The sequence below is a fragment of the Streptomyces sp. 8N616 genome (assembly GCF_052246385.1).
Lineage (GTDB): Bacteria > Actinomycetota > Actinomycetes > Streptomycetales > Streptomycetaceae > Streptomyces.
In genome coordinates this window covers 1-24,971 of record NZ_JBQQBY010000045.1, presented here as the reverse complement: position 1 = coordinate 24,971, position 24,971 = coordinate 1, and the positions used below count along the sequence as shown (strand labels likewise).

At 69.2% G+C, this 24,971-nt stretch carries 18 protein-coding genes; 8 read left to right on the top strand and 10 right to left on the bottom strand.

Annotation, left to right across the window (positions count from 1 at the left end):
• Nucleotides 1–81 precede the first annotated feature (81 nt).
• From ACTWQC_RS31060 to ACTWQC_RS31045, 4 genes are all read right to left on the bottom strand, one after another.
• The gene (locus ACTWQC_RS31060) at nucleotides 82–1,245 is read right to left on the bottom strand and encodes a hypothetical protein (RefSeq protein WP_443319202.1); all 1,164 of its coding nucleotides are present in this window, start codon (nucleotides 1,243–1,245) and stop codon (nucleotides 82–84) included.
• Nucleotides 1,246–2,387: 1,142 nt separating this feature from the next.
• Complete coding sequence (locus ACTWQC_RS31055; RefSeq protein ID WP_443319171.1) at nucleotides 2,388–3,320, bottom strand: N-acetylneuraminate synthase family protein; 933 nt, start codon at nucleotides 3,318–3,320, stop codon at nucleotides 2,388–2,390.
• Between the two features lie 17 nt (nucleotides 3,321–3,337).
• On the bottom strand, nucleotides 3,338–4,540 hold the full coding sequence (locus ACTWQC_RS31050) for a cytidylyltransferase domain-containing protein (protein ID WP_443319170.1): 1,203 nt from the start codon (nucleotides 4,538–4,540) through the stop codon (nucleotides 3,338–3,340).
• Nucleotides 4,541–4,596: 56 nt separating this feature from the next.
• Entirely contained in the window at nucleotides 4,597–5,925 is a 1,329-nt protein-coding gene (locus ACTWQC_RS31045; protein ID WP_443319169.1) for a DUF6716 putative glycosyltransferase, read from the bottom strand.
• Nucleotides 5,926–6,112: 187 nt separating this feature from the next.
• Between ACTWQC_RS31045 and ACTWQC_RS31040 the strand changes: the two genes are divergently transcribed.
• From ACTWQC_RS31040 to ACTWQC_RS31015, 6 genes are all read left to right on the top strand, one after another.
• Complete coding sequence (locus ACTWQC_RS31040) at nucleotides 6,113–7,090, top strand: glycosyltransferase family 2 protein (RefSeq protein WP_443319168.1); 978 nt, start codon at nucleotides 6,113–6,115, stop codon at nucleotides 7,088–7,090.
• Nucleotides 7,090–8,493: a polysialyltransferase family glycosyltransferase gene (locus tag ACTWQC_RS31035; RefSeq protein WP_443319167.1), complete on the top strand. Its 1,404-nt coding sequence runs from the start codon at nucleotides 7,090–7,092 to the stop codon at nucleotides 8,491–8,493. The genes ACTWQC_RS31040 and ACTWQC_RS31035 overlap by 1 nt, the downstream gene beginning before the upstream one ends.
• Nucleotides 8,490–9,680, top strand: coding sequence for an acyltransferase family protein (locus tag ACTWQC_RS31030; RefSeq protein WP_443319166.1), 1,191 nt, complete (start codon nucleotides 8,490–8,492; stop codon nucleotides 9,678–9,680). Before ACTWQC_RS31035 ends, ACTWQC_RS31030 begins: the two co-directional genes overlap by 4 nt.
• A 154-nt stretch (nucleotides 9,681–9,834) precedes the next feature.
• Entirely contained in the window at nucleotides 9,835–10,710 is an 876-nt protein-coding gene (locus ACTWQC_RS31025; RefSeq protein WP_443319165.1) for a leishmanolysin-related zinc metalloendopeptidase, read from the top strand.
• Between the two features lie 26 nt (nucleotides 10,711–10,736).
• Nucleotides 10,737–13,508 carry a tetratricopeptide repeat protein gene (locus tag ACTWQC_RS31020; RefSeq protein ID WP_443319164.1) on the top strand — a complete coding sequence of 924 codons (2,772 nt, stop codon included), beginning with the start codon at nucleotides 10,737–10,739 and terminating at the stop codon, nucleotides 13,506–13,508.
• 18 nt (nucleotides 13,509–13,526) lie between these two features.
• Nucleotides 13,527–14,423, top strand: a complete 897-nt coding sequence (locus ACTWQC_RS31015; RefSeq protein WP_443319163.1) for a proline iminopeptidase-family hydrolase — start codon at nucleotides 13,527–13,529, stop codon at nucleotides 14,421–14,423.
• Nucleotides 14,424–14,574: 151 nt separating this feature from the next.
• On the opposite strand, the gene ACTWQC_RS31010 is transcribed toward ACTWQC_RS31015, so the two are convergent.
• Together ACTWQC_RS31010 and ACTWQC_RS31005 are read right to left on the bottom strand one after the other, a co-directional pair.
• Entirely contained in the window at nucleotides 14,575–16,131 is a 1,557-nt protein-coding gene (locus ACTWQC_RS31010; RefSeq protein ID WP_443319162.1) for an oxidoreductase, read from the bottom strand.
• Between the two features lie 30 nt (nucleotides 16,132–16,161).
• On the bottom strand, nucleotides 16,162–16,830 hold the full coding sequence (locus tag ACTWQC_RS31005) for a TetR/AcrR family transcriptional regulator C-terminal domain-containing protein (RefSeq protein ID WP_443319161.1): 669 nt from the start codon (nucleotides 16,828–16,830) through the stop codon (nucleotides 16,162–16,164).
• A 68-nt stretch (nucleotides 16,831–16,898) separates the two neighbouring features.
• Here ACTWQC_RS31005 and ACTWQC_RS31000 point away from each other — a divergent pair, with 68 nt between their 5' ends.
• Nucleotides 16,899–18,488, top strand: coding sequence for an FAD-dependent monooxygenase (locus ACTWQC_RS31000; RefSeq protein ID WP_443319160.1), 1,590 nt, complete (start codon nucleotides 16,899–16,901; stop codon nucleotides 18,486–18,488).
• Nucleotides 18,489–18,608: 120 nt separating this feature from the next.
• On the opposite strand, the gene ACTWQC_RS30995 is transcribed toward ACTWQC_RS31000, so the two are convergent.
• The 4 genes from ACTWQC_RS30995 to ACTWQC_RS30980 form a co-directional block, all read right to left on the bottom strand.
• Entirely contained in the window at nucleotides 18,609–18,995 is a 387-nt protein-coding gene (locus tag ACTWQC_RS30995; RefSeq protein ID WP_443319159.1) for a hypothetical protein, read from the bottom strand.
• Nucleotides 18,996–19,336: 341 nt separating this feature from the next.
• Nucleotides 19,337–19,720 (bottom strand): hypothetical protein, encoded by a 384-nt coding sequence (locus ACTWQC_RS30990; RefSeq protein WP_443319158.1) that lies wholly within the window; start codon nucleotides 19,718–19,720, stop codon nucleotides 19,337–19,339.
• Between the two features lie 31 nt (nucleotides 19,721–19,751).
• Entirely contained in the window at nucleotides 19,752–20,492 is a 741-nt protein-coding gene (locus tag ACTWQC_RS30985) for a hypothetical protein (RefSeq protein ID WP_443319157.1), read from the bottom strand.
• A gap of 13 nt (nucleotides 20,493–20,505) precedes the next feature.
• Nucleotides 20,506–24,600, bottom strand: a complete 4,095-nt coding sequence (locus ACTWQC_RS30980) for a DUF6531 domain-containing protein (RefSeq protein ID WP_443319156.1) — start codon at nucleotides 24,598–24,600, stop codon at nucleotides 20,506–20,508.
• Between the two features lie 136 nt (nucleotides 24,601–24,736).
• Between ACTWQC_RS30980 and ACTWQC_RS30975 the strand changes: the two genes are divergently transcribed.
• Nucleotides 24,737–24,931 (top strand): hypothetical protein, encoded by a 195-nt coding sequence (locus ACTWQC_RS30975; protein ID WP_443319155.1) that lies wholly within the window; start codon nucleotides 24,737–24,739, stop codon nucleotides 24,929–24,931.
• Nucleotides 24,932–24,971 lie beyond the last annotated feature (40 nt).

The following is a 24,971-nucleotide window of genomic DNA, read 5'->3' as shown; positions in this document are numbered from 1 at the left end:
GTTCAGCCGGATGGGGTGAGAAAAAGCAGCCGCGGCCCGCATGCGCGGACCCGCGGAGGGGTATGAAAGAGGGTTAACTTCTCAAGGCGCCACCGCGGGCACGGACGGCAGTCGGTGCACGTCACGTGCGGTGCCGGTGACCCCGGACAGGAAGCCCTGGGCGCGCGGGGACGCGGTGTCGGTGAGCCAGGCCGGATCGATGTCGCAGACGGCGACTTTCACCTCCGTACCCGCGAGCGCGAGCGGCAGGGTGTGCACCACGGTCGAAGGGAAGCTCAGGATCGTACGCCCTATGGGGCCGCGGCGTGCGATCAGCTCCAGCGGGAGGTCGGGCCGTACGATCTCCAGGCCCGTCTCCTCGGAGAGCCGCTTCAGCTTCTCGGCGCTCTCGCGGCGGTGCGCGAAGTAGCGGGTGGCGCCGTGCGTGCGGGCCAGGGCGCCGACGGCCCCGATGTAGCGGTCGAGGTCGACGACACCGGTCTCGGCGAGCGAGGTGCCCACCAGGTCCGCGCCCCTGGTGATCGAGGGCGGCCCGAAGCGGGCCCGGGTCCAGGCGAAGTCGTTGGCGGTGACCAGGACCCCGTCCGGCGGCTCGACCGGCATCGAGCTGAACACCTCGACGGTCCTGCGGCCCTCGCGGGGAGTCAGCCTGCGGCGCGCGACGGCGGAGATGGGAGCGAAGACCGCGTCGCGCGCTCCTCCGCCGCGGCCGGTGCGGTGCCAGCGCACGAGGCGCTCGCCGCGGGCCAGCTGGGAGACGAACTCCATGGTGGCGGTCCCGTCGTCCACGACGACGAGCTCCCGGGCGCGGGCCAGGGTGAGCAGCAGCTGGACGTACCGGGAGAACGGGTCGCCGATGACGATCCGCCGGGCCCGGCGCAGCGCGGGCGCGAGCGCGCCGATGGTCTGGAACGGCGCCCCGGCCCCGCCCCGCGCGTCCTCCCAGCGCACGCTGAACCCTTCGTCGCGCGCGAGCTCCGCCATGCGGCGCAGCTGGCCGCGGGTCATGGGGTCGTTCGGCGACAGCACGACCACCGTGACGGCTCCGCCGTCACGGTGCGGGGGGCGGGCCGCGGGCGCCGCGGCGCGGCCCTGCGGGTCGCCGCCGACGCCGCCGCCGCTCGCGCTGAGGTCCTCCGCGCGCCCAGCACCCTGCGCGGGGACGACAGGTCCCGATCCGGTCCCGGCGGCCCTGCCCGCGGCCCGGAGCGCGTCCGCGTACGCCCACTCCAGGACGTTCAGCAGCTGGACGGGGCTCTCGACGAAGGCAAGGGTGTCCCCGGCCGCCCGCTCCGATCCCGCATACGCGGGAACCGCGGGCGCACTGCTCGGAGCCGAGGGCCCGGGGTCAACTGCCGCGGATGCACTGCCGGGTGCCGCAGGAGCGGGGCCGGGTGCCGCAGGCGCGGGGCCGGGTGCAGCGGGCGCGCTGCACGGTGCCGAGGGCGCGCCGTCCGATGCCGCGGGCGCACCGCCCTTTGCCGCAGGCGGGGCGTCCGATGCCGCGGATCCACTGCCCGGGGCCAAGAGCGCGGGGCCCTGGGGCGCGGGCGCACCGTCCGGCGCCGAAAGCGCGGGGTCAGCTGCCGCGGGCGCACTGCCCGGCGCCGCAGGCGGGGCGTCCGATGCCGCGGGTCCACTGCCCGGCGCCGAAAGCGCGGGGTCAGCTGCCGCGGGCGCACCGCCCTTTGCCACAGGCGGGGCGTCCGATGCCGCGGGTCCACTGCCCGGGGCCGAGAGCGCAGGGCCCTGGGGCGCGGGCGCACCGTCCGGCGCCGAAAGCGCGGGGTCAGCTGCCGCGGGCGCACTGCGGGGTGCCGCGGAGGCAGCGTCAGGGGCCAAGAACACGGGGCCCTGGGCCGTGGGTGCACTGGTCGGTGCCCCAGGCGCGGGGTTTTGTGCCGCGGGCGGATGGGACATCGGCGGGGCCTTCGTGTCTTCTGCCGCCCGCGTGCGTCCCGCATCGGCCGGGTGCGCCGGGGACGGAGTCAGCGGCTCGGCACCCGGATGCGCGGGCGCCGGGTCCTGCCCGCTCGCGGGCAGGTTCCCGGCCTCGTCGGCCGGGCCCCGGAAGCGGTCCGCGGGCAGCGGCTCTCGCCGTGCCGCCGGCACGTCCGGGGACGGGGACAGGGACGGGGACGGACCCGCAGTCCCCTCAGGTCGGCTCACCGAAATTCACCCCGTGTTCTCGTGCGGCGGCGCCGGGATCCGGCCGGAGGCCGGGGCGGACGGGCCGCCCCGGTGGCGGCGCTGCGCGCCGCGTTCCCAACCACCCGCCCCCATACGGTCGGGCGGTTGGGACATCCGCGCCGAAGTGCGGGCGCGGGCGTGGGCGGCCGGTTCGCCGGCCGCCCTGATGCCCGGTCCTCGCTCACCGCAGGTGATGGTCAGACCGCGGCCGGCTCGCGGTCACCGGCCTCGGACTCGGCGATGACGCCCGCGACGCGGCGGAGCTTCTTCATCGGGCCGAGCTCGCTCTCGTAGACCTTCTTGACGCCGTCGCCGAGCGACTCCTCGATCGTCCGGATGTCACGGACGAGGCGCTGCAGGCCCTGCGGCTCGACCGAGGCGGCCTGGTCGGAGCCCCACATGGCGCGGTCGAGGGTGATGTGGCGCTCGACGAAGGTGGCGCCGAGGGCGACCGCCGCGAGCGTGGTCTGCAGGCCGGTCTCGTGGCCGGAGTAGCCGATCGGCACGTTCGGGTACTCGGCCTGCAGGGTGTGGATCACCCGCAGGTTGAGCTCCTCGGCCTTCGCCGGGTACGTGCTGGTGGCGTGGCAGAGCAGGATGTTGTCGCTGCCCAGCACCTCGACCGCGTGGCGAATCTGCTTCGGGGTCGACATGCCGGTCGACAGGATGATGGTGCGGCCGGTGGCGCGCAGGGCGCGCAGCAGCTCGTCGTCGGTCAGCGAGGCGGAGGCGACCTTGTGGGCCGGGACGTCGAACTTCTCCAGGAAGGCGACGGCCTCGGTGTCCCACGGGGACGCGAACCAGGCGACGCCCTTCGACTTGCAGTAGTCGTCGATCCGGCGGTACTCGTCCTCGCCGAACTCGACGCGGTGCCGGTAGTCGATGTAGGTCATCCGGCCCCAGGGGGTGTCGCGCTCGATGTCCCACTGGTCGCGCGGGGTGCAGATCTCCGGGGTGCGCTTCTGGAACTTGACGGCGTCACAGCCGGCGTCGGCGGCCGCGTCGATCAGCTTGAACGCGTTCTCGAGCTCGCCGTTGTGGTTGATGCCGATCTCGCCGGTGATGTAGACGGGACGGCCCGGCCCGGCGATCTTGTCGCCGAGGGTGCGAAGGCGGGGGGTGTTGCTCATGTAAAACAGTTCCTTCTCTAGAGGGAGGGGCCGAGAATCCAGGAGGCGATCTCGCGGATCGCCCCGTTGCCACCGGGGGTGGAGGTGACCGCGCGTGCGGCGCCGCGCACGACGTCGTGCGCACCGGCGACCGCGACGGGCCAGCCGACAAGGCCGAAGCACGGCAGGTCGTTCACGTCGTTGCCGACGTAGAGCACGCGCTCAGGGGCGATGCCCTGCTCCTCGCACCACTGCTTCAGTGCGAGGTCCTTCCGGTCGATGCCGTGGAGCACGGGCAGCTGCAGCTTGCGGGCCCGTGCGGCGACGACCGGGTTCTGCTCCGTGGACAGGATCAGCAGGTTCAGCCCGGCGCGGCGCAGGGCCGCGATGCCGAGCCCGTCGCCGCGGTGCACGGCGACCATCTCCCGTCCGTCGGAGTCGACGAGCACCCTGTCGTCCGTCTGGGTGCCGTCGAAGTCGAGTACCACCGCGTCGATGTCGTCGCGGGTGGGGAGCGCACCGGGGCGCGGCGCGTCGAGGAGGGGCGCCAGCGCGCGGGCGCGCGCCAGGTCGTGCGGATCGTCGACCTCGAGCACGCGCGCGGGGTCGGTCCGTACGAGTGCGGTGCGCCCGAAGAAGCGGTGCCCGGCCTTGCGGAAGCCCTCGGCGTTCATGGCGTACGCGGCGCCGGTCTCCAGGAGGTCCTGGGGCCGGTCCTGACGGCGCGGGCGGTAGGACTTGTCGTGGTTGACGCCGTAGGCGCCGTCCGCCGCGTCGGCCTCGTTGGCGCCGTCGTCGCCGTCCCGCCAGACGAAGCCGTGGAAGGCCGCGACGGTCAGCGCGCTGTCGGCGCCGTCCTCGACGATGGCCCCGGCGACGCCGTCGATGTCCTCGCGGATGAGGAAGGGGCTGGTGCACTGGACGAGCAGGACGACGTCCACGGCCCGGCCGTGCATCGCCTCGTGGGCGTCCATGGCGTGCAGGACGGCGGCCTCGCTGGTGGCGGTGTCACCCGCGATGGCGGCGGGCCGCTGCACGACGTCGGCGCCCGCGCCCCGGGCCGCCGCCGCGATGCCCGCGTCGTCGGTGGAGACGACGACATCGGTGACGATCCGGCTCGCCAGGCACTCGCGCACGGCGCGCACCACCAGGGGCACGCCCCCGACGGCGGCGAGGTTCTTGGCGGGTACGCCCTTCGACCCGCCCCTCGCGGGGATGACGGCGAGCACGGTGGGGGGCATGAGGGCTCCTTCGGGGAGGTCAGATGGCTGCGTCCCGGCAGCCGGTTGTCGTTCGGTCACAGCTCCCCCATCCGCCGGATGACCGGGGCCACCCGCTGGACGCCGTGCCGGTAGGCGCCGCGCGCCACGTCCCGTACGGCGCTGCGCACGATCCGCCGTACGCCGCCGGTCTCCTCGCTCACGGCGCTCGCGCCGGGCATCGGCTCGCCCTTGGGGTCGAGGTGGTGCCGGGCGAGGATGCCGGGCAGGTAGCCCGGCGCGGTGGCGGTCGTGTAGTACGGCGCGATGGGCGGCAGTTCGTCCGCCGCGAGCAGCTCGGCGACCCGCTCGCGCGCCGCCTCGAACGCGGTCTCGTAAGAGCCGTTGGCGGCCACGCCCTGGCGGCTCAGCCAGAGCGCGTCCGGCGCGGGCCGGTACCCGGCGTCCAGCTCGTCCCAGGAGGCGAGGCAGCCCGAGCCGAGGAAGTGGTGGTTGCCGAGCACCTCGCGGACGCCCAGGTCGGTGAGGACGGCGGTGGGGATGCGCCGGTGCAGCGACTCGAGCGCGGCGGTGGAGCTGACCGTGACCAGCAGGTCGGTGCGGTCCAGGACCTCGCCCATGTGCCCGTAGACGAGGGTGCAGTTGGTGGGAAGGCCGCCGGGGATCTTCGCCGCGAGCTTCTGGTACGGCAGTTCCTCGATGTGCGTGGTGTGCTCACCGGGCTTGCTGCGCAGCTTGACGAGGACCTCGCGCTCGGGGTGCTTGCGGGCGTGCTCCGCGGCACGGCGCAGCAGGTACGTGCGGTCGGTGCGGCTGACCGGCACGGAGGGCTGGGTGGCGAAGACGACGGTGAAGGGGCGGCCCTCCCGGGCCTCCTCGTCGTAGCGCGCGCCCCCGAGGAAGGGGAGCGCGGTCTCGACGACGCTGCCCGCGTCGGCGCCCACTCCCTCGTACACGGCGCGGAAGCGGTCCGCGTCGTGGCGGGAGTTGGCGAGCACCAGGTCCGCGCCGTGGCGGAGTAGCAGGCCGTCGGAGAGCTTCTCGTAGACGACCCCTACATAGCCGGTGACGACGACGGGCCGCTTCGCGCGGCCTTCCCAGGCGCGGGCGAGGCCGTGCAGCATGGCCTGGACGGCGCCGCCGACACCTGCCAGCACGACGACGTCGTACGCTTCGCGGCCCATGGTCCGCAGGAATTCGACGCCGGTGACCTCGCGCAGCGATTCCGCGCGCACGCCCACCTCTTCGAGCTGCCGGGCCGTGGGGGTCGCGCGGCCGCGCAGGAGAAAGCCGTCGAACTGAATGTCCGATACGATGCGGTTTGCGGTGAGAGCGCCCCATTTCCACCGCGTATCGGAATCGGCGAGCACGGCTACCCGCGGACGAGGACTGATACTTGCTGGCACGTCGAAGACGCTAGGAAGCCATTCCGATTGGCGGCCCAACTCGGTCGCAACAAAGGGTTAACAGCAAGTCGACGGATGGAGAATCGACACGTGAGAGCGGCGGGTTAACTGTTCCGCCATATTTCGTTCACCCACAGGATCACCACACGTCAAGACGAATGCCAGGGACCCACCTACCGTCTCGCGGGTGGTTAAGCTCTCCGTCATCGTGCCGTTCTACAACGTGCAGACCTACGCGCCCGACACCCTGAGAAGTCTCCGCGCGAACGCCAGACAGGATTTCGAATTCATTCTCGTCGACGACTGCTCGGCCGACGAGACTCCGGAAATCCTCGACCGTGCCGCGCGCGACCTTCCGGGAGCCGTCGTCGTACGGCACGAGAAGAACGGCGGTCTCGCCACCGCGCGCAACACCGGCCTCGACGCCGCGCGCGGCGAGTATCTGACGTTCCTCGACGGCGACGACTGGCTCAGGCCCGGCTACTACGAGGAACTCCTCACGGCCATAGAGGACTTGGGCTGCGACTTCCTCCGCACGGACCATGTGCAGTGCACGGCGCGGGCGCGCTCGATCACCCGCGTCCCGCACGGCAGGCGCGGTGTCGTCATGAACCCCCGGGACGCGATCCTGCCCGCCGACCGCTCGACCTCCGTCGACTACGCGTACGCCTGGGCGGGCATCTACCACCGGCGGCTGCTCGACGACGGGCTGCTGCACTTCCGGCACGGACTGCGGACGGCGGAGGACCGGCCGTGGATCTGGCGGCTGCACCGGGAGGCCAAGTCCTTCGCGGTCGTCGGCCTGCTGGGCGTCTACTACCGGCGCGGAGTCGCCTCGTCCCTGACCCAGATCGGGGATGTCAGGCAGCTCGATTTCATCCGCGCCTTCGACCAGGTCATCGACGAGACGGCGAAGGACCCGGAAGCCGCATCGCTGCTTCCCAAGGCGGTGCGCACCTACTGCGCCATCATTTCCCATCATCTCGGCAGCATCGAGAGGTTCGAACCACCCGTGGCACGTAAGTTGCGGTCGATGAGCGCGGCCGCCCTGAAGCGCATGCCGCAGGACGTCCTGCAGGAGGCACTCGACTCGATGGACTATGAGCGCGCCTCCCGGCTGCGGCGGCTGCGCCGCCGTCCCGTCCCGGCGGAGGTGGCCGCCTGATGGCCGCGCTCCCCTCCCCCCGGAGCAAGGGCAGCAGGAAGACCCAGATCTTCTTCGCCTCCACCCTGTACGGCGCCGCCACGCTCGCCGCCGCCCTGGACTCGGACCTCTTCGACCCGGCCGACCAGCGCATCCTGCTGGTGAGCAACAACGCGGCCACCCCCGAGACGACTCCGGCCGTGGACGCCATGCCCGGCTTCCAGCGGCTGCGCCGCCGCTTCGACCGGGTGCTGTCCTGGAACGAGACGATCTTCCCCTTCCACCCGGGCGGCTGGTCGCCGCGGATGGACGACGTACCGCTGTGGGAGCGGCATCTGCGGCTGCTCTGGGACCTCGGCGACGACCAGGTCGAGCTGGCCGTCGAGTCCATCCAGGTCAACCCGGCGCTGGCGCTCGCCCAGCTCTTCACGGGCGCGCCGATCGACGTCTACGCCGACGGCCTGATGAGCTACGGGCCGACGCGCAACAAGCTCGACCCGCTGGTCGGCACCCGTATCCGCCGGCTCCTCCACCTCGACCTGGTGCCGGGCCTGCGGCCGCTGCTGCTCACCGAGTTCGGCGTGGAACCGCACATCGTCCCGACGTCGGGCTTCACCAAGGTTCTCGCCGAGCTGGCCGAGGACGCGGACACCGCGGACCTCCCGCAGGTCGAGGGGCCCGCACTGCTGCTCGGCCAGTACCTGTCCGCCCTCGACATCCTCACCAGCGAGGAGGAGGAGCGGCTGCACGTGACGATGCTGCGCGGCGCCGCGGAACTCGGCCACCGCAAGGTCGTGTTCAAGCCGCACCCGACGGCCCCGGCCCGCTGGTCGCGGATGCTGGAGAAGGAGGCCGGGGAGCTCGGCGTCGAACTGACCGTCCTCGACTCGCCGTTGCTCGCCGAGGTCCTCTATCAGAAGATGCGCCCCGCGCTCGTCGCCGGCTGCTTCTCGACCGCGCTGCTGACCGCGAGCGCGCTGTACGAGCTGCCGGTCGCGCGCACCGGCACCGATCTGCTGCTCGAGCGGCTCGCCCCGTACCAGAACAGCAACCGCGTCCCGGTCACCATCGTCGATGCGCTGCTGCCGGAGCTCACCGACAAGGCGGCGGTCACGGCCTGGACCCCGCCCGGCGCCGCCGAGGTCGAGGACCGCCTCACCGGCCTGATCAGGGCCGTGGGCTACGCGATGCAGGCGCAGATCTACCCGAGCCTGCGCCCCGAAGCCGAGCGGTACCTCTCCACGAAGCTCACCCCGCACACCTGGCGCTACTTCAAGCGGCGCCGGCTCACGTCCCTCGCCCTGCCCGGCGCGATCCCGTCCCAGCTCGCCTTCCTGCCGCGCAACGCGACGGTGCGCAGGGTCGCGCGCAGGGCCCGCGCCGTACAGCGCCGGCTGGTGAAGAAGAGGGCCGCGTTCGGATGACGTTCACCGCCGGCACCACCCTCCCGAAGAGCTCACCGGGAGAGACGACCTCACCGGGAGGCCCTGGAGCCCGGGGAGCGACCGCCCCAAGTCACAGTCCAGGGGCGCGCAGCATACGCAGCGCGCCCCCTGCCCACCGTCTGCGCGCTCTCGACGGTCTGCGCCTTATAGCAGCGCTGATGGTCGCCTTCTACCACTTCGGCGGCCGTGACGGCGAGATCGGCGATGCCTGGGGAACGTCGCCGAACGTCCAGTTCCCCACGGCCTCCCAGGTCTTCGCGTACGGCTGCCTGGGTGTGCAGGTCTTCTTCGTCATCAGCGGCTTCGTCATCTGCATGAGCGGCTGGGGCCGCCCGCTGCGCTCCTTCTTCGCCTCGCGCGTCTCGCGGCTGTTCCCGGCGTACTGGGCCGCGATCATCCTGGTGACAGCGGTCTTCGCGGTCCCGTGGGTCGCCTACGACGCGGTCTCGCCGAGCGATGCCCTGGTCAACTTGACGATGCTGCAGCAGCCGCTGGGCGTCGACCGCGTGCTGGGCGTCTGCTGGACCCTCTGGGCCGAACTCCGCTTCTACGCCCTCTTCGCGCTCTTCGTCATCCTGCCGGGCGCGACCCGGCAGCGGATAGTCCTGTTCTGCGCGGTGTGGACGCTGGGCGCAGCGGTCGCGGACGCCGCGAACGAGCCGCTGCTCGACGTGGTCCTGATGCCGGAGTACGCGCCGTTCTTCATCGGCGGCATCGGGCTCTACCTGGTCCACCGCGACCGCCGCGACACGACGGCCTGGGGCATCGTCGCGGCAGGCTGGCTCATCGGCCAGCACTATGCGGTGAGCCGGCTGTGGCACCCGCCGAACCCCGACTTCTTCTCGTACCGCCCGTCCTACGGGATCGTGGCCGTGGTGACGATGGGCTTCGTGGCGGTGGGCGCGATCGCGCTGGGGTACCTGCGGTGGGCGAACTGGCGCTGGCTGACGGTGGCGGGCGCGCTGACGTACCCCTTCTACCTGGTGCACGAACACCTGGGCTGGGTCACGGTCCACGTCCTGCACCGGACGTTCGGGCTGCCGTCGTACGTGACGCTGCCGGGGGCCGTCGCCTCGATGCTGGTGCTGGCGTGGCTGCTGTACCGGTTCGTGGAGACACCACTGACCCCGCGGATCAAGAAGGCGCTGACGTCGCCGCGACGGTAGGCGCGATTCCCGTAGGCGTATCGACTTACGGCGTCGGGCAAGACCTTCCACACGGCGGCGAACGCAGGAAATTGGTTGCCCTGTCTACAACAACCTTCCTCGGTAGCGTGGTTTTGAGGGACAGACCTGGCTGCGCACGAGGGGAGTAGTGGCCATGGGCAGGCAGATCACACGCGCCGTCGAGACGTACCGGGCCGTCGCCGACGCCGGCCGCGCGGCCGAGCTGGCCGACACGACGTCGCCGTTCCAGATAGAAGTCCGGTTCCTCGGAGGATTGACGAGCGGCCAGAAAAGCGCCTTCGCTCGAGCCGCCGACCGCTGGGCACGGGTCATTGTGGGTGATCTGCAGACCGTGATCATCCGTGACCTCACCGGCGAAGTCGTGGTCGACGACCTCCTGATCGATGCCGAGGGCGTTGCGATCGACGGCATCGGCGACACCCTCGGAGAGGCGGGTCCGACCCACCTCCGGGACGAGTCGGCGGCAACCGGGGCTCTGCTCCCCGCAAAGGGGATCATGAGATTCGACAAGGCCGACCTGGCCAATATGGAAGACGAAGGCACACTCCTCGATGTCATCACTCACGAGATGGGCCACGTGCTGGGCATCGGGACCATCTGGACCGATTTCGGCTTCCTGAAGGACTTCCCCGGCCGCAATCCGACCTTCGTCGGCCCCGGCGCCATGGAGGAGTTCGGCAAGCTGAAACGGAACGGACAGCCCGCACCCGTACCGGTCGCGAACGTCGGCGGCGCGGGAAGCGCGGGCGGCCACTGGCGCGAGAGCGTCTTCGACCACGAGTTGATGTCGCCGAACATCGGCGGCGCGGGCAATCCGCTGAGCCGCATGACGGTGGCGAGCCTCGCGGATCTCGGCTACCAGGTCGACCGCGATGCGGCCGAGGACTACGCGCTTCCGGATCTCTTCGAGGTCGCGGTGTCGGGCCGCAGCCTGGAGCATGTCGCGCTGGTGGGCAACGGTGTCGTGCTCCCGACGATCCCCACCAGGGTGCCTGCCGAAAGGGCCTGACGGACGCGGTTCCCACCGCGGGGTGGATGGCCATGTTCAACCGCCGAGGCGAAAACGAACTCAGTCTGACGGCTCCCCTGCCGGCTCCCCGTTTCATCGCCTGGTGGGCGTGGACCGGCGTGGGGACTGCCGGGCTGCTCGGCCTGCTTGCGTGGGCAGGCGAAGATCACCGAGCCTGGGGAGACACCTCGTGGGACGACTGGATGTGGCCGCCGGTACAGAATCTCATCGGGTGGCTGGGGCAGGTGTGCGGCGGTCTCGGCCGGGTGTTCAAGGAGAGCGAAGGCCTCCCCATAGGCCAGCGCATGGCATTCATCGCGTACATCCTGCTGCTCCTCTACGTGTACTGGAGAGCGACACGAGCCTGGGTGGCGTACAAGCCGGGCCCGGTCGACGTGCAGAAACTCGAAGATGCAACACCCGCGGCCCTGGTGAGTCCGCCCATCGACGACTTGACTGCCGAATTTCGCCGGCACTTGTCCGAGAGCAGCATGTACGCGCCGACCACACTGCCCGCCCAGGCTCCTGAAACGAGCTTTCTGGAACTGCTGGGCGACATCGAGATCGAGCCGAACAAGCTGGGGACGCTCCTGCCGCGACTGCTCAGCAGACTGAGGCCGAAGCTGGCTTATCGGGTCGGCGGAGTGCTCCGGGTCCGGGAGGAGGAGCCGGACAGGCTCGGTGTAACGGTGACCGTCACGGCGTATGTGTTCGGCGGCTCGCGTGCGATGACCGTATGGGCGAGCGACTGGGATGAGGTCATCCACAAGGCCGGATGCTGGGTGGTCAGTACGCTGCTCCCCGTGACCCGTGCCGGGAGACGGCCTCCCTGGCGCCCGTGGTGGGGCAGGGAGCTGAAGCCCGAGCTGTACGAGGCCTATCAGAAGGCGGTCTGGTACGGCCGCGCGGGACGCTATCACGAGGCCTTGGCACGGTATTACGAAGCCATCAGGCTCGATCCCGTGAACCCGTATCTGCGGGCCGAACTGGCGGAAGTGCAGGAGAAGCTCCAGCTGCACATCGACGCGCTCGACACCTGCCAGAGGGCACTGTCACTCGACGGCCAGACCGCCCACCACTACAACAAACGCCTGTGGGAGCGCTGTTGGAAGCCGAGCCCGCGTCGGCTCCGCTATCTCATTCACCCGCGACGATTCCGTCAAACCCTTGGCCTGCGCTACAGGAATTCCATCATCCTCGGTACGTCCGATGTGACGGCAGAACAATGGTGCAACCAGAGCAGTTCCTCCAGCAGGACGCGAAAAGCCCTGATTCCCGTCCTTGAGGACCGTTACTGGCAGACCGCCGTCGGATTGCCGAAGATAGAACACCGTGGACATTTCGCCAGGATATCCGGGGAGGACGAGCGCGGAGCTCGGGAACGTATCAGATCCGCACTGAGGGAGCAGGCGCAAGCCGAGGTCCGTTTGATATTCCAGAGAGCCAGCGCACAGGAGACGCATCGGCTTGCCGCCGATGACCGACGGGCCCGCGTCTTCGGACTCTACTGGATCGACTCGCTGTGGAGCCGGATACGATTCCTCTGGCCGTCCGCCTACGTTCAGAGCGTCCGCGGCGCGCAGCAGTCCCTGACCCAGGGCGCCTTCCGGGTCAATCAAAAGGTATGGGGGCCACTCCGGTTGGCCACGGCCACGGCCAAGGCCACGGCCACGGCCACGGCCAAGGCCAAGGCCAAGGCCAAGGCGAGCATTGATGACGAGGCCGCTGCGCCGGAGGGTTGGCGCCGACCCTATGCCTGGCGTACCGGCCCCGCGATCAAACAGAAGAACATGAAGGTCGCGAACCTCGATCACTGGATCGACAGGGCCCGCAGACGCCTGTTCATCTGGCCGCGTCGTGACTGGTTGACGTACTACAACAGCGCCTGTGTCTATGCCGTGGCAATGGACCCGGGATTCACATTCTGCGACGGCTCCGAGGACAACAAGGAGGACAGCAAGAACGGCCTCATCGAGCGTGCTGTCAGAAGGCTGGAGAAAGCGGTTCTGGTACCGAGAGGTGGCTTCACAACAGTGGAGCGGACGTGGTTGGTCAAGGAAGATCCGGATTTGGCGCCACTCCGGGGCGAGGACCGCTTCAAGAGCTTTGCGCGGACCGCGTACCCCCGCCCGCACGTCTCCGATCAGACCCCGCCGATCGACTGGACCGCCGAACAGAAGAGGGACTACGACTCCCGGCTCCTCGAGAAGACGGCACAAGTGATGGAGCAGGTCTGGCTCCGGCGAGCCGCGAACGCTGCCGACATCGACGTTCGCTCCGCGGCCGCCTGGCTCCGGGCCGAGAGCGAACTCTGGCAGTGGACACAGAAGATCGCCGCCGCCGACCGCATCCGCCAATGGCGGGACCGCGTCGAACTCGTACGCTCCGTGCAGGTCATCAGCGATCCGGCCGTGTGTGCCACCTCGGGGTTCCCGCCCCCGATGCTCCCGGACGGGGCCGGCCGGGACGGCCGGGAATCCTCCGAAGACCACAGCAAGGTGCTCACAAGGCTGGAGGAGCATACGAGGACGGCCGGCGACCTGTGCTCGCGGAACGAGGAATGGATCGACATGCTCACGGAGGCCGCGGCGGACGGCGTGGGTCCGCTGGAGTCGAAGAACGTCCACGAACTGTCGATCCGCTACGCGGCGATATGGCAGACGCTCTGCGACTGGCTGGCTCGACAAGCCCCGCACGGAAAAGGTGAAGACGCCTTCCTCAAGGCTCTGGATTTGATCCCTGAGCCTGGCCGGAAATCCGGGTCGGTGCCTCGTGGCAGGAAGAAACTCCTGATGTGAGGGACGCAGGGTTACGCCATGCCCGTCACGACCGAAGGAACCGTCCCGTTCCGCGGCTACCGCACGTGGTACCGCGTCATCGGCCCCCTCCCCACGCCCGGCGCAATACCCCCGCTGCTCGTCCTCCACGGCGGCCCGGGCATGCCCCACGACTACCTGGAGGATCTGGCCGCGCTGGCGGCATCCGGCAGCCGCACCGTCGTCTTCTACGACCAGCTCGGCTGCGGCCGGTCCGACCGCCCGGACGACCGGCTGCTCTGGCGGATGAGCACCTTCGTCGACGAGATCGCGACCGTACGGGACGCCCTCGGCCTCGAGCGGATCCATCTGCTCGGCCACTCCTGGGGTGGCTGGCTCGCGCTCGAGTACGTCCTGGGGCGGGCGCCCGGTGTCATCGGTCTCGTGCTGGCCAGTACCTGTGCCAGTCTCCCCGCCTTCGCGGCCGAGACCCGGCGGCTCAAGAACTCCCTCCCCGCCGACGTCCAGGACGTCATCGACCGGCATGAGGCGGCGGGCACGACGGAGGATCCCGCGTACCTCGAAGCGGCCATGGCGTACTACACGCGGTGGATCTGCCGGAAGGTCCCCTTCCCGGACCATGTCATGCGGTCGTTCACCGCCGTGAACGAGGAGCTGTACGGGACCATGCAGGGACCGGAATGGAACGTGACCGGCAACCTCAAGGACTGGGACGCCACCGCCCGGCTCGCGGAACTCGACCTTCCCGTCCTGGTCACCTCGGGGCGCCACGACGAGATGACGCCCGCGCTCGTCCAGCCCATGGTCGACGGGATCCCGGGCGCGGAGTGGGTGGTGTTCGAGGAGAGCGCCCACTTCGCGATGGTGGAGGAGCCGGAGCTCTACCGGCAGGTCCTCGAAGGCTTCCTCGACCTCGCCGAGGCAGCCGAACGCTGACGGGGGCGCGAAGTGTCCGCACGAGGTGCCAGCACGAGGTATCAGCACGAGGTATCAGCACGAGGTATCAGCGCGAGGTGCCAGCCAGCCCCGCAGCGTCCCCGCCGGAGGCCGGGCCCGCGGGGCCGGAGCCGCCCTCCGAAGACCCCTGTCAGCTCTTGTTGAGCGTCCGGGTCACACCGGCGACGACGGCTGTCGTGAGCATCCAGCCGATGGCGATCAGCGCGTATGCCAGCCATTGTGCGGTGCCGCCCGTCCAGTGGTACGCACCGCGCTGGCCGAGGCCGCCGATGGGAATCAGCAGATCGAGGGTGTAGATGAAGGCACGGAACGGGGGGCCTTCTCCCGGCTTCGTCGGGGTCGGTGTGTGGGCGCCGAACGTCAGGGTGCCGAGCAGGGTCAGCGCGGAGAGCCACAACCCGGCCAGCCACGGGCGGTAGCCGTAGCCGACGGTGACGTCGAGGAGATGGCCCCACGCGCGTCCGGCCGGGTGCAGGGTGCGACGGCGGTGGCGCTGCTTGGCGAGGAGCACGCGCCGGGCGTCGTCGTCGTGCCCGATCTTCCGGTACCAGCCCGCGAGCTGCTCGTACGGCTGTGGGGTATAGCCGGGGGTCCGGCGGATCCATGCCAGGCGCCGGACGACATCATCCCGCCGGGACACCGCTTCGGACCGGATGGAACCGTAGACGAAGCCTTCCAGCAGCACCTCGCCGGACCAGCTTTGCTCGCTGTCATGGAAGAACGCGACCTGGGCTCCCCGGAGGTCCACGGCTCCCGAGGGCGGCGTGGCGGGTGTGAAGTCGAAGTCCTCCGCCTGCATCCGTGTGCAGACCAGAGCCCTGCCGTCATCGCCGCCGCTGTCACCGCCGACGCTGCCGCTGGCGTCGCCGTCGCCGTCGCCGTCGCCGTCGAGGGAGGCTGCCTCGAAGTGGGCAGCCTCGAAGGTCAGCAGGTCCGTTATCCGAGCGCCACGCAGCCGCACGGTTCCCCTTGCGGTGAACCCTTCGGTGCAGTTCAGCGTCGACGCTGTCACATTGTCCGCGTTGAGGGCGACACCGCCGGGGTTCTCCAGCCGTGCCCCTTGCATGAACAGCCCCCCGGGCAGCTGAGCTCCTATCAGCCGCAGCCCGCCCTGCGTGGTGAGGCCCTTACAGAAGACGGCGCTTTCCATGGCGAGGCCGCCTGCGAACAGTGCCCACGTCCCGGGGACCGAAATCCTGGCCCCGTTCAGGTCCAACTCCCCGGTCACGCGCGCGTTGATGAGCGAAAGGCGGCCGCCTTCCATAATCGACCGGCTCAGGTCGAGGCCGCCGTCGATCCGGGCGAGCCCGGCTTTGATTCCGGGGACCCAGCTGCCTGCCATCCGGATCGTACGGGTCGTAGCGCCGTAGAAACTCACCCTTTCCTCCAACCGACACTGCTCGAGCCAGAGGGTGTGCCCGATCTCCGCACTCGCCAGATCGAGGCGGCCGGTGATGCGTGCACCGGCCAGTCGCAGGGAGGCGACGGCCCCGGACTGCACGGGGTTCGCGCCCAACAGGAGCGCCGCGACCACCTCGGCCCGGACCGTGCGTTCGGGCCCCCACTGCCCGCCCCCGGCCGGGTCGTCGCCTTCAGGCTCGCCCGTACGCAGATCCACTCGGCGCCCTTCGGGAAAGGCGTTCCACAACTCCCGCTCTGCGTCGCTCAATTCGTCGTATGACAGCACCTGTGCAGGGTAGTGACCTTTATGCTCCCGTCAGGGCGCAGTTGGGCTGAGCGTCTGCTCGATGCCCGCCACTACGATCCGGAGCCCGGTCTCGAAGCGCGCGTCGTAGTCGGAGAACAGATCGGCCCCGGCGGCCGCGGCGAGCGGGAACTCCTCACCGATGCGGTCGGCGCGCTCCGCTACGTCGTAATGCGGATCGCGCTCGCCGCCCGGCACGGGGTACACGGACTGCTCCTCGATGACGAAGCCGATGGTGAAGGCGTACGAGGTGAAGTACGCGTTCACGGCGTCACGGAGGGCGAATCCGGCGCCGGTGAGGGCGCCGAGATAGCTGTCGAAGGCGCCGATGTGGCTCAGGTCCGTAAGGCGCGTGCCGCTGAAGACCTTGGCTCCGTCGCGGTAGCCGAGCAGGGCCTTGCGGAGCTCACGGCAGGTGAAGGTGATCGCGTCCTGCCAGGAGACGCCGCCGCCGGGAGCCCCTTCCGCCTCGCTCAGCGGCACGGTCATGCGGCGGAGCATGTCGGTGGCCATCTCGTCGAGCAGCTCTTGCTTGTTCCTGAAGTGCCAGTAGAGCGCCGGGGCCTGGACGCCCAGCTCCTTGGCGATACGGCGCAGGGTCAGGCCCTCCAGGCCCACCTCGTTGAGCAGCCGCAGCGCGGTGTCCACCACCTGCGCGCGGTCGAGTCGCGTCGTCGCCATCGGGCCATTCTCCCAGCCGCGCCGGCCCCCGCTTGACAACTTAACATCGTTAAAGTCACTCTCGAGCCATGGAACTTAACAACGTTAAGGGCGAGGTTGAGGACGTGCTCATCGTGGGCGCAGGCCCCACCGGGCTGATGCTGGCCTGTGACCTGGCCCGTCGAGGCGTACAGGCGCGGGTGGTCGAGCGCTCGGACCGGCTCTTCCCCGGCTCGCGCGGCAAGGGTCTGCAGCCGCGTACGCAGGAGGTCTTCGACGACCTCGGAGTGATCGGCGCCGTACGGGACGCCGGAGGCCCGTACCCGCTGATGCGCGTGTGGGAGGACGGCGAGCCGGGCGCCGAGTGGGACGTGATGGAGCGCGCCGAGCCGTCGGCCACGGCGCCGTATCACGAGGTCTGGATGCTGCCGCAGTGGCGGACGCAGGAGATCCTTTACGGGCGGCTGCGGGAGCTGGGCGGGGGCGTGGACTTCGGCGTGACCGTAACGGGGCTGACGCAGGAAGCGGACGGGGTCTCGGCGGAAGTGGCGTACGCGGACGGGGCGCAGGGGACGGACGGGGCGGACGGGGCGGACGGGACCGTACGCGCCCGGTACCTAGTGGCGGCCGACGGCGGCCGCAGTACGGTCCGCAGGAGATTCGGCATCGCCATGACCGGCAGCGCAGTCGACCCGAACCCGATGCTGGTCGCCGACATCCGCCTCGACCCGGCCTCCGGCCTGCCGCGCTCCCACTGGCACGTCTGGCCGAAGGCCAAGGGCGGCGGCTTCGCGCTGTGCCCGCTGGCGGGCACGGATCTCTTCCAGGTGGTGGCGCAGTACGAGGACGGGGGCGGGGGCGGGGCCGCGGCCGCCGTCGAGGCCACCGGCCGCCCCGACACCTCCCCGGAAGGGATCCGGCACCTGGTGGCGGACCGTACACACCTGTCCCCCGGCGAGGTCCGGGACGTCCTCTGGGCGTCGTACCTCCGCCCGCAGGCGGCGATGGCGGACCGCTTCCGGGCAGGCCGGGTCTTCCTGGCGGGCGACGCGGCGCACGTCCACTCCCCCGCGGGCGGTCAGGGCCTCAACACCAGCATCCAGGACGCGTACAACCTGGGCTGGAAGCTCGGCCTGGTGCTGAGCGGGGTCGCGGCGCCCGGCCTCCTCGACTCGTACGAGGAGGAGCGGATGCCGGTCGCGGCGGACGTGCTGGGCCTGAGCACCCGCCTGCACAGGGCGAGCGCGAACCTGGGCGGCGCTGCCGCACGACGCGGCCGGGAGACGGGGCAGTTGTCCCTGAACTACCGCGGCTCCCGCCTCGCCGTCGACCGCCGGGCGGGCCTGCCGCAGGACGCCCTCCGCGCGGGCGACCGCGCACCGGACGCCCCTCTCCCGGACGGCTCCCGCCTCTTCGACCTCCTCCGGGGCCCGCACGCCACACTGCTGGCCTTCGGAGAGGCCGAACTCCCCTCCGGCGGGCCCGAGTGGGCCCACATCCACCGCATCCCGCCCAGCGCAGACATCGCGACACGGGCCTACGCCCCGGACGCCCCGGACACCCTCTTCCTGATCCGCCCGGACGGCTACGTGGGCCTGGCGACGGGCCGCGCTGCGGATGTCGCGGACTACCTCGCGGATGTCAGTGAGGGGAGGCCTCTAACTGCCGGGCGCCCGTGACCGATGCGTTCGGATGAGCGGAACCCAGTGACGCGGAATCCGCTCAGCGGCCTGAGCGCCCCCGGGGACGCCACCACGATCCGCTCGCGGGACCGCAGCGTGGGTTGCCGGAACGGCATGTCACAGGCCCCAGGGGTTGGGATGGGGGGTGAGCGTCGGGTTGTCCGACCAGACCGGCCGGGCCTCGATGTCATCGCCTAGGACCTCGGTCAGCAGCTCCACCGCCCAACCGTTCCAGTAGACGGCGACGGGGAACTGCGGCACGCGGAAGGCAGGCAGACAGACGGGGAGAGCCTCCGGCCGGAGAACCGTCTTCTTCATCTCCCCGGTTGCCCTCTTCGGCTGCGACGACCTTCGCGTGTCCACGCAGTCGACGACCTGCTCCACGAGATGGAGGAGGTAGTGGTCCACGAGGGAGCCGTCGATGCGGACCGGCACCAGGCTGCCCGCCTCCACGAGGCGGTCCCGCAACAGGTCGGCGGCGCGGGGGGCTGAGCACAGGAGCACCCGGGGAGTCGGAAGCGAACTCGGATATGCGCGCCATCGGGTCGCCGGTCCATTCGGCGCCGAAAGCGGTGGGGGCTCCGTAGGCGAGCCTCTGAACTGCCAGCGCTTGAGGTCGTAAGCGAGTCGTCGAGGCGCAGCGTCTGGAGTTTCTTCATGCTAGAGCTGCCAGTGGTTGAGGCCGAACAGCGGACCGGGGAAGTGAAGCGTCTGGAACTCCCGCACGCTCGGCAGGAGCCGGTATATGGCGAGTCGTACTGAGGTCGCATCAGACATCATGGAGCCGCCCAACGCGCTCGGAGTGAAAGCGCCGGTTGTGAGTTCGACTGCCTAATGCCGGGGATTCACCCCCGACCCTCCCGGGGCCTCTCCTCTTCCACGTCCCACGGAACCCACGCCAGCGCGCCGCGCCATCCTTCGCGCTCGAAGGCCCAGCCCTGAAGCACCGAGGCCGCGATGTCGCAGCCCCCCATGGCGAACGGCTCGGATACGACCGCTCGGTAGTGCAAGTCCGCACTGCCCTCGCGGTACTCGATCACGCTGGTCTTGTCGTCGTTGAGGTAGACCTGCATGTAGTGCTGACTCGGGTCGGGGACGTCGAGGCGCTCGACGATCACAAACCGATGCAGCAGATTCATATCAGCGAGCAGATCGTGCAGCTGAACCTCGGACGGGTCGTCCCACACGGCCCCGGACCATTCTCTGGCGCGCAGCCTGGGCTTCGTCACATCCAGCACCGTACCGGTACGTGCTTCCAGGTCAATCGCGGAGTTTGGCCTCGGCGAACGCGAGAAGTTCATCGAGGCCAATCTCTCGCGGAGTACCGGACTCCGTATCCCAGTCCGCGATGTACCAGGCGCCGTGCCACTCGACGCGCCATACGTTGCCGTGGCGGTTCTCGAACTCCACGAAACTGCCGGCACCGCCGTCCATCCAGCCCAACTCCTCGACGAGGCGTCGCGGCTCGGTGAATCCGCGTCCGGGGTTGGTGCTCCGGCCGCCCGTCTTGGTGTTGGCATAGCGCATCTTGAGGAAGGGGACGGGTTCCCGGTCGAGGATGTTGGGCTGCAGCATCTGGAATCGGGTCACCGCCTCCTTGAGCTCTTCCCTGCCGGAGAATTCGCAGGCGTAGGCCGGGAAGACCACGCGGACCAGGGGATTCAGGGCGGGATTCTCGAATTCGTAGAATTCGTGCACCTCGGGCGCCGCGGCTGCAACAGTGTCGAATCCGTATCCAGGGGCCTTGAATCCCTCCGCGGCGCCAAGGAAGGAATTCTTGGCGAAGATCTCTTCCTCGTGCTCACGAGCGAATTCCAGAGCAGCGACGGCAAGGCCCTCGCGGTAGGAGTCCCGGGCGCTCAGCTGTAGCAGACGCTTCCCGTCGGCGGAAAGAGCCCCAGCGAAGTCGAGGCCGGGCACTGGAGACCAGTGCCAGGCGTTGTCCAGGCCGACGAGCGGCGCCACGTCGCGAAATTTGGCGACTACTGTCCGGATGTCCATGATTCCTCCCTGGTCAACTGCATGAGTATCCTTCCCCGACTTCTTGGCTATAGGTGGCCGTCATACGCCCGCCTTCGCGCGAGTTCTGGCTCCAGTGCATCGGTTCCATGTGCCGGGTGTCGTTGTAGAAGTCGTTTCTCGTGGCCCGGTCAGAGAATCGTCCCTCTCGGTTCCAGTGTTGGACCACCGGGTCACGGTGTTCATAGGTCACCGTACGGTTGAACGGCCTCGGGTTGTCCGCTTGAGGGTTCCAGATGACCCGGTCGCGCCCGTCGCGCCAGGTCAGCTGATCCCGCGGGATCCTGTTGCCGCTGGCGTCGACCGGGGTTCTTCCCTGCGCCCGGCCCTCGTCCGTGTAGTGCCTGGTCATGTGGTCGTGAGTGGACTGACGGTATTCGGAAGGGTACTGGTTGTCTCGCGTGTACTGACGCTCACCCTCCGGGAGGCTGGGGTCACGCCCGAACCTCATGCCGTTGTTGGGGTCCTGCCAGTGCAACCCGAGCGGGTCGATCCAGGTGTACGGGTTGGGAACGTAGGCGGTGTCGTGCGGACTGGGGGCCAGGCCGAGTGGGTCGGGAGTCGCGTACTGCCCGGTCTGCGGGTCGTAATAGCGCTGGTAGTTGTAATGCCAGCCGGTCTCGGCATCCTTGTACTGCCCGGGAAAGCGCAGCGGACAGTCGACGCCGTCAGCTCCGCCTTCCTGGAGATGGGCGGGGAGCGAGGTTCCCCACAGTGTGGTGCGTTGCTGCCAGGCCAGTTCGCCATCGGCCGAGATGAGTTCAGACGGCGCTCCGGACAGATCGGTGACTATGGCGTGGAAGCGAGCGTCCATCTCAGCCTGAGGGGCCCACTTGCCCAAGTCGTCCGGATACTCGCGGGGGCACGGGATCTCTGCCCGTGCGGGACGATCGAGCTGTGCCACCGGCAGGTGGCTGCCTGGCGCATAGTCCCAGGACGTGGCATGGCCGTCTGTCGTGATCTGCTCGATGAGGCGGGCGCCGTCCCAGACGAAGAAGGTCTCGTCGGCGACATTCCCGCCATCATCCAGTCGCTGCTTTGCGACCCGGCGGCCGGCAGGGTCGTAGGTGTAGCGCCACGTGGTCCCATCGGGGGTCGTCGTGGCGACGAGCTGGCTCTGGCTGTTCCAGGTGTAGGACTGCACACGCTTCTGCCCGTTGAGCAGCCGAAGGACGGTGCGCACGATGCGCCCCTCGGCATCGTGCTTGTAGTGGGTGCGTCCGCTGCGCTGGATCCGGGTGCCGATGAACGTGCGGTCCGCCTCGCCGTCGTCGGCGCCGGGTGTTACGGCCCGGGTGATGTTGCCCACCGTGTCGTACGTGTACCTCTCGGTCCACCTCCGCGCGTCGACGACCGTGACGCGACCTCTCGGATCGAGGGTGAAGTGGCGAGTGCCGGAGGTGAGTTCCTCGATCTCGATCGGGACGCCGTCCGGCCGGTAGGCGTAGGTGCGGTACTGGAGGAGGGTTTCGGCCTCGCCGGGTACGTGGGTCAGGCGCTGCGTGGTGAGCTGACCCGCCCTGTCCCATGATTGGGTGAGCGTGACGCTTCCGGGCAGGTGGCGGGCGGTTTCCCGGTGAGCCTCGTCGAATTCGAAGGCGATACGGTGACCGGCTGCCTCCAGGGCAATGGGATGGCCGGCGGCGTCGTAAGTCCAGGTTGATTCGATCCCTGTAGGGGTGCGACGTCTGATGCGCCTGCCGAGCGCGTCGTAGTCGTAGGCAGTGGCCCTGCCGTTGATGCTCTCGGAGAGCAGGAGGCCGACCGCGTTGTACTCGCGCTCGACAGTGACATCCGGCCCGACTTCCCGTACGAGATTCCCGGACGCGTCGTAAAGGTAGTGGGCAGCGTGACCGTCGTAGATCATCTCGACCGTCCGGCCGAGCGCATCCCGATTGAATCTGATGGTCTGGCCTGCGCCATTGGTACGGGATATCAGCTCGCCCATGGCGTCTACTTCGTAAGTGAGCGTGCGGCCGCTGAAGTCGGTCTCCGACATCACGCGGTTGGCCGCGTCATACGCGTACTGCCAGGTGCGCTCCTGCGGGTCCGCGACGCGCAGGAGGTTCAGCTCGGAGTCGTAGCTGAAGGAGTACTGGGTTCCATCGCCGAGCGTATGTGCCGATACTTGACCGAAGGCGCCGACGGAGTAGTTGTTCACATTCCCGGCCCGGTCGGTCTCGGAGACGAGGTTGCCCTCCGCATCCCATTCCCAGAACTCCCGGTAGCCATCGGGGGTTTCGCGCCAGAGGACCTTGCCTTCGACAGTCCGGCCGAAGCGTGTCGTGCGTCCGACCGCGTCGGTGATAGTGCTGACCCGGCCGAAGGCATCCCGCTCAATGCTGCTGACCGCTCCCTGCACGTCGGTGAATTCCACAGGCAAGCCGGTACCATCACATACGGCATGGCTCGTCCGTCCGGTGGGATCTGTGACGGCCACGAGTCCCCCGGCCGCGTCGTACGCGTAGCTGATCTCCGAGCCCGACGGGTCGATCGTGGAGGTGTGGTTGCCGCGCTCGTCGTACGTCTGCTGCCATACCGCGCCATTGGGCATGATTGCCCGCACCAGCTGGTGTAGTTCGTTGTATGTGGCCTCAGTCGAGCTGCCGTCGGCGCGAGCGATCGTCGTGAGATTCCCGGAGTGGTCGTAGGCGTAACGGGTGGTGTTTCCCAGGGCATCGGTCTGGGCGAGCAGGCGGTTGTACCGGTCCCATTCGTTGGTCACCGACTGGTCGAGCGCATTGGTGGACGCGACCAGCTGCAGCTGCTCGTTGTAGCGATAGGTCGTGGTGTGACCGAGGGAATTGGTGTATCGGGTGATGCGCCCATCGGTGTCGTAGCTGATGGTGCAATCCAAGATCCCGTCGATGCCCTCGCCACGGATGCAGCGATCTCGGTCGTCGTAGGTGAAGCGGTACCAGGAGTTGTTGCGGTCGGTCCAGGAAGTGATGCGGGCCCGGTCGTCGTAGGAGAGCTTGAAGGGAAGGCCGGAGGAGTTGTAGATCTCGGTGAGGTGGCCTTCGGCGTTGTAGCCGTAGCGCAGGAGGGTGGTGCCGTCGGGACCGTCCTCGGGGTTGGCCAGGCGCAGGCGGGTGATGCGGTCGTCTTCAGTGTCGACATGGACGTGGTAGCCGCCGGAGTGGCGGACGGCGGTAGGGACGCCGAATTCATCCCGATCGAATTCGATGCAGTGGCCGTTGCGGTCCGATATCGCAGCGAGAGGCATCGTGAAAGCACTGTCGGCAGGCGCGGGCTTCGCGAGCGGGGCGAAGTGGCGGGTATGGCCGGTCCGTGGGTCGGTGATGCGGATAGGGGCGCCAGGTTCTCCGTCCCAGTCCAACGGCCAGCGCGGCCCCTCAAGCGGCATGACCGACGTACCGGGTGCGGGGACGGGGTAGACGAGGATCATGCCGTCCTCGGTGGCGAACAGCGCCCCGTCATTGTCGAGTTCAAGGCGTTCGTCGATCGTGGAGGCCCACGATTCGCCGAACCAGCGGCCCCACCGATAGGTCGACACGTGCGTACGGCGCAATACGAGCGGAAGCAGGCCCGGGAGTTCGACATCAGTCTCCTCCATCAGCATTTCGCCGGAGACCATGTCGATCGGGTCGCCACCCTTGCAGCGGCCGTTGGTGGGCTTACTCTTGCCGATCGCGTCGTCGGCGCCCTTCCGCAGTGCCTTCAGACCGCCGCTGCGGAGACCTTTCGCCATACCCTTCAGGCCTCGAGCCAGCCCACCGAGGGTGGTGAGGCCCTTCATACCGGGGATACAGTCCAAGGCGGCAAAAGCCACATCCAGCAGCGTGGCCTGGCCTTTGAGGTACTTGTTGATCGTATCGGCGAGAACGACCAGGGCAGCGACGACCACAATGGCGGCCAGGATCGGGCCGCCGATGATCATGGCGATGATGCCGACGATCGCGACGACGACCTTGCAGACCGCGACAATGGTGTCCCAGTTGTCGGAGACCCAGTCGATGCCCTCTTCCCACCAACTGCGGTTCTGGATCCCCGCGTCGGAGGCCTCTTCCAGCTTCTTCTTCGCCTTCGTCGCCGCGTCCTCACGCAACTTCTTGGCATCCGCGGCCATCTTCTTCGCCGCGTCCAGGGCCGACTGAGCGTCGTCGACCGCCCTCTGGGCGTCGCGCTGGGACTCCTGGGCCTGGGTGTGGTTACGGGTGGCCGCCCGGACCTCCTTCTCATCCGGCGGCGGGATATCCTTCTTCTTGCCCGAGTCCTCGTACTCCTCGGCCTTCTTCCCCGCCCGGTCCACCCAGTCGTTCGCCGACTCCAGCCGGGTGTTGGCCGTCGACAGATCCCGACGGGCCTCCCGGCCCTTCTCCAGCGCCCGCTTCGAATCGTCCTGCGCCTTCTCCAACTCCGGCCAGTACGCCGCCAAAGCGTCCCCGGCCAAGTCATAGGACTTCTTCAGCTTCCGCAGGTTCTTCGGAACGTCCTCGA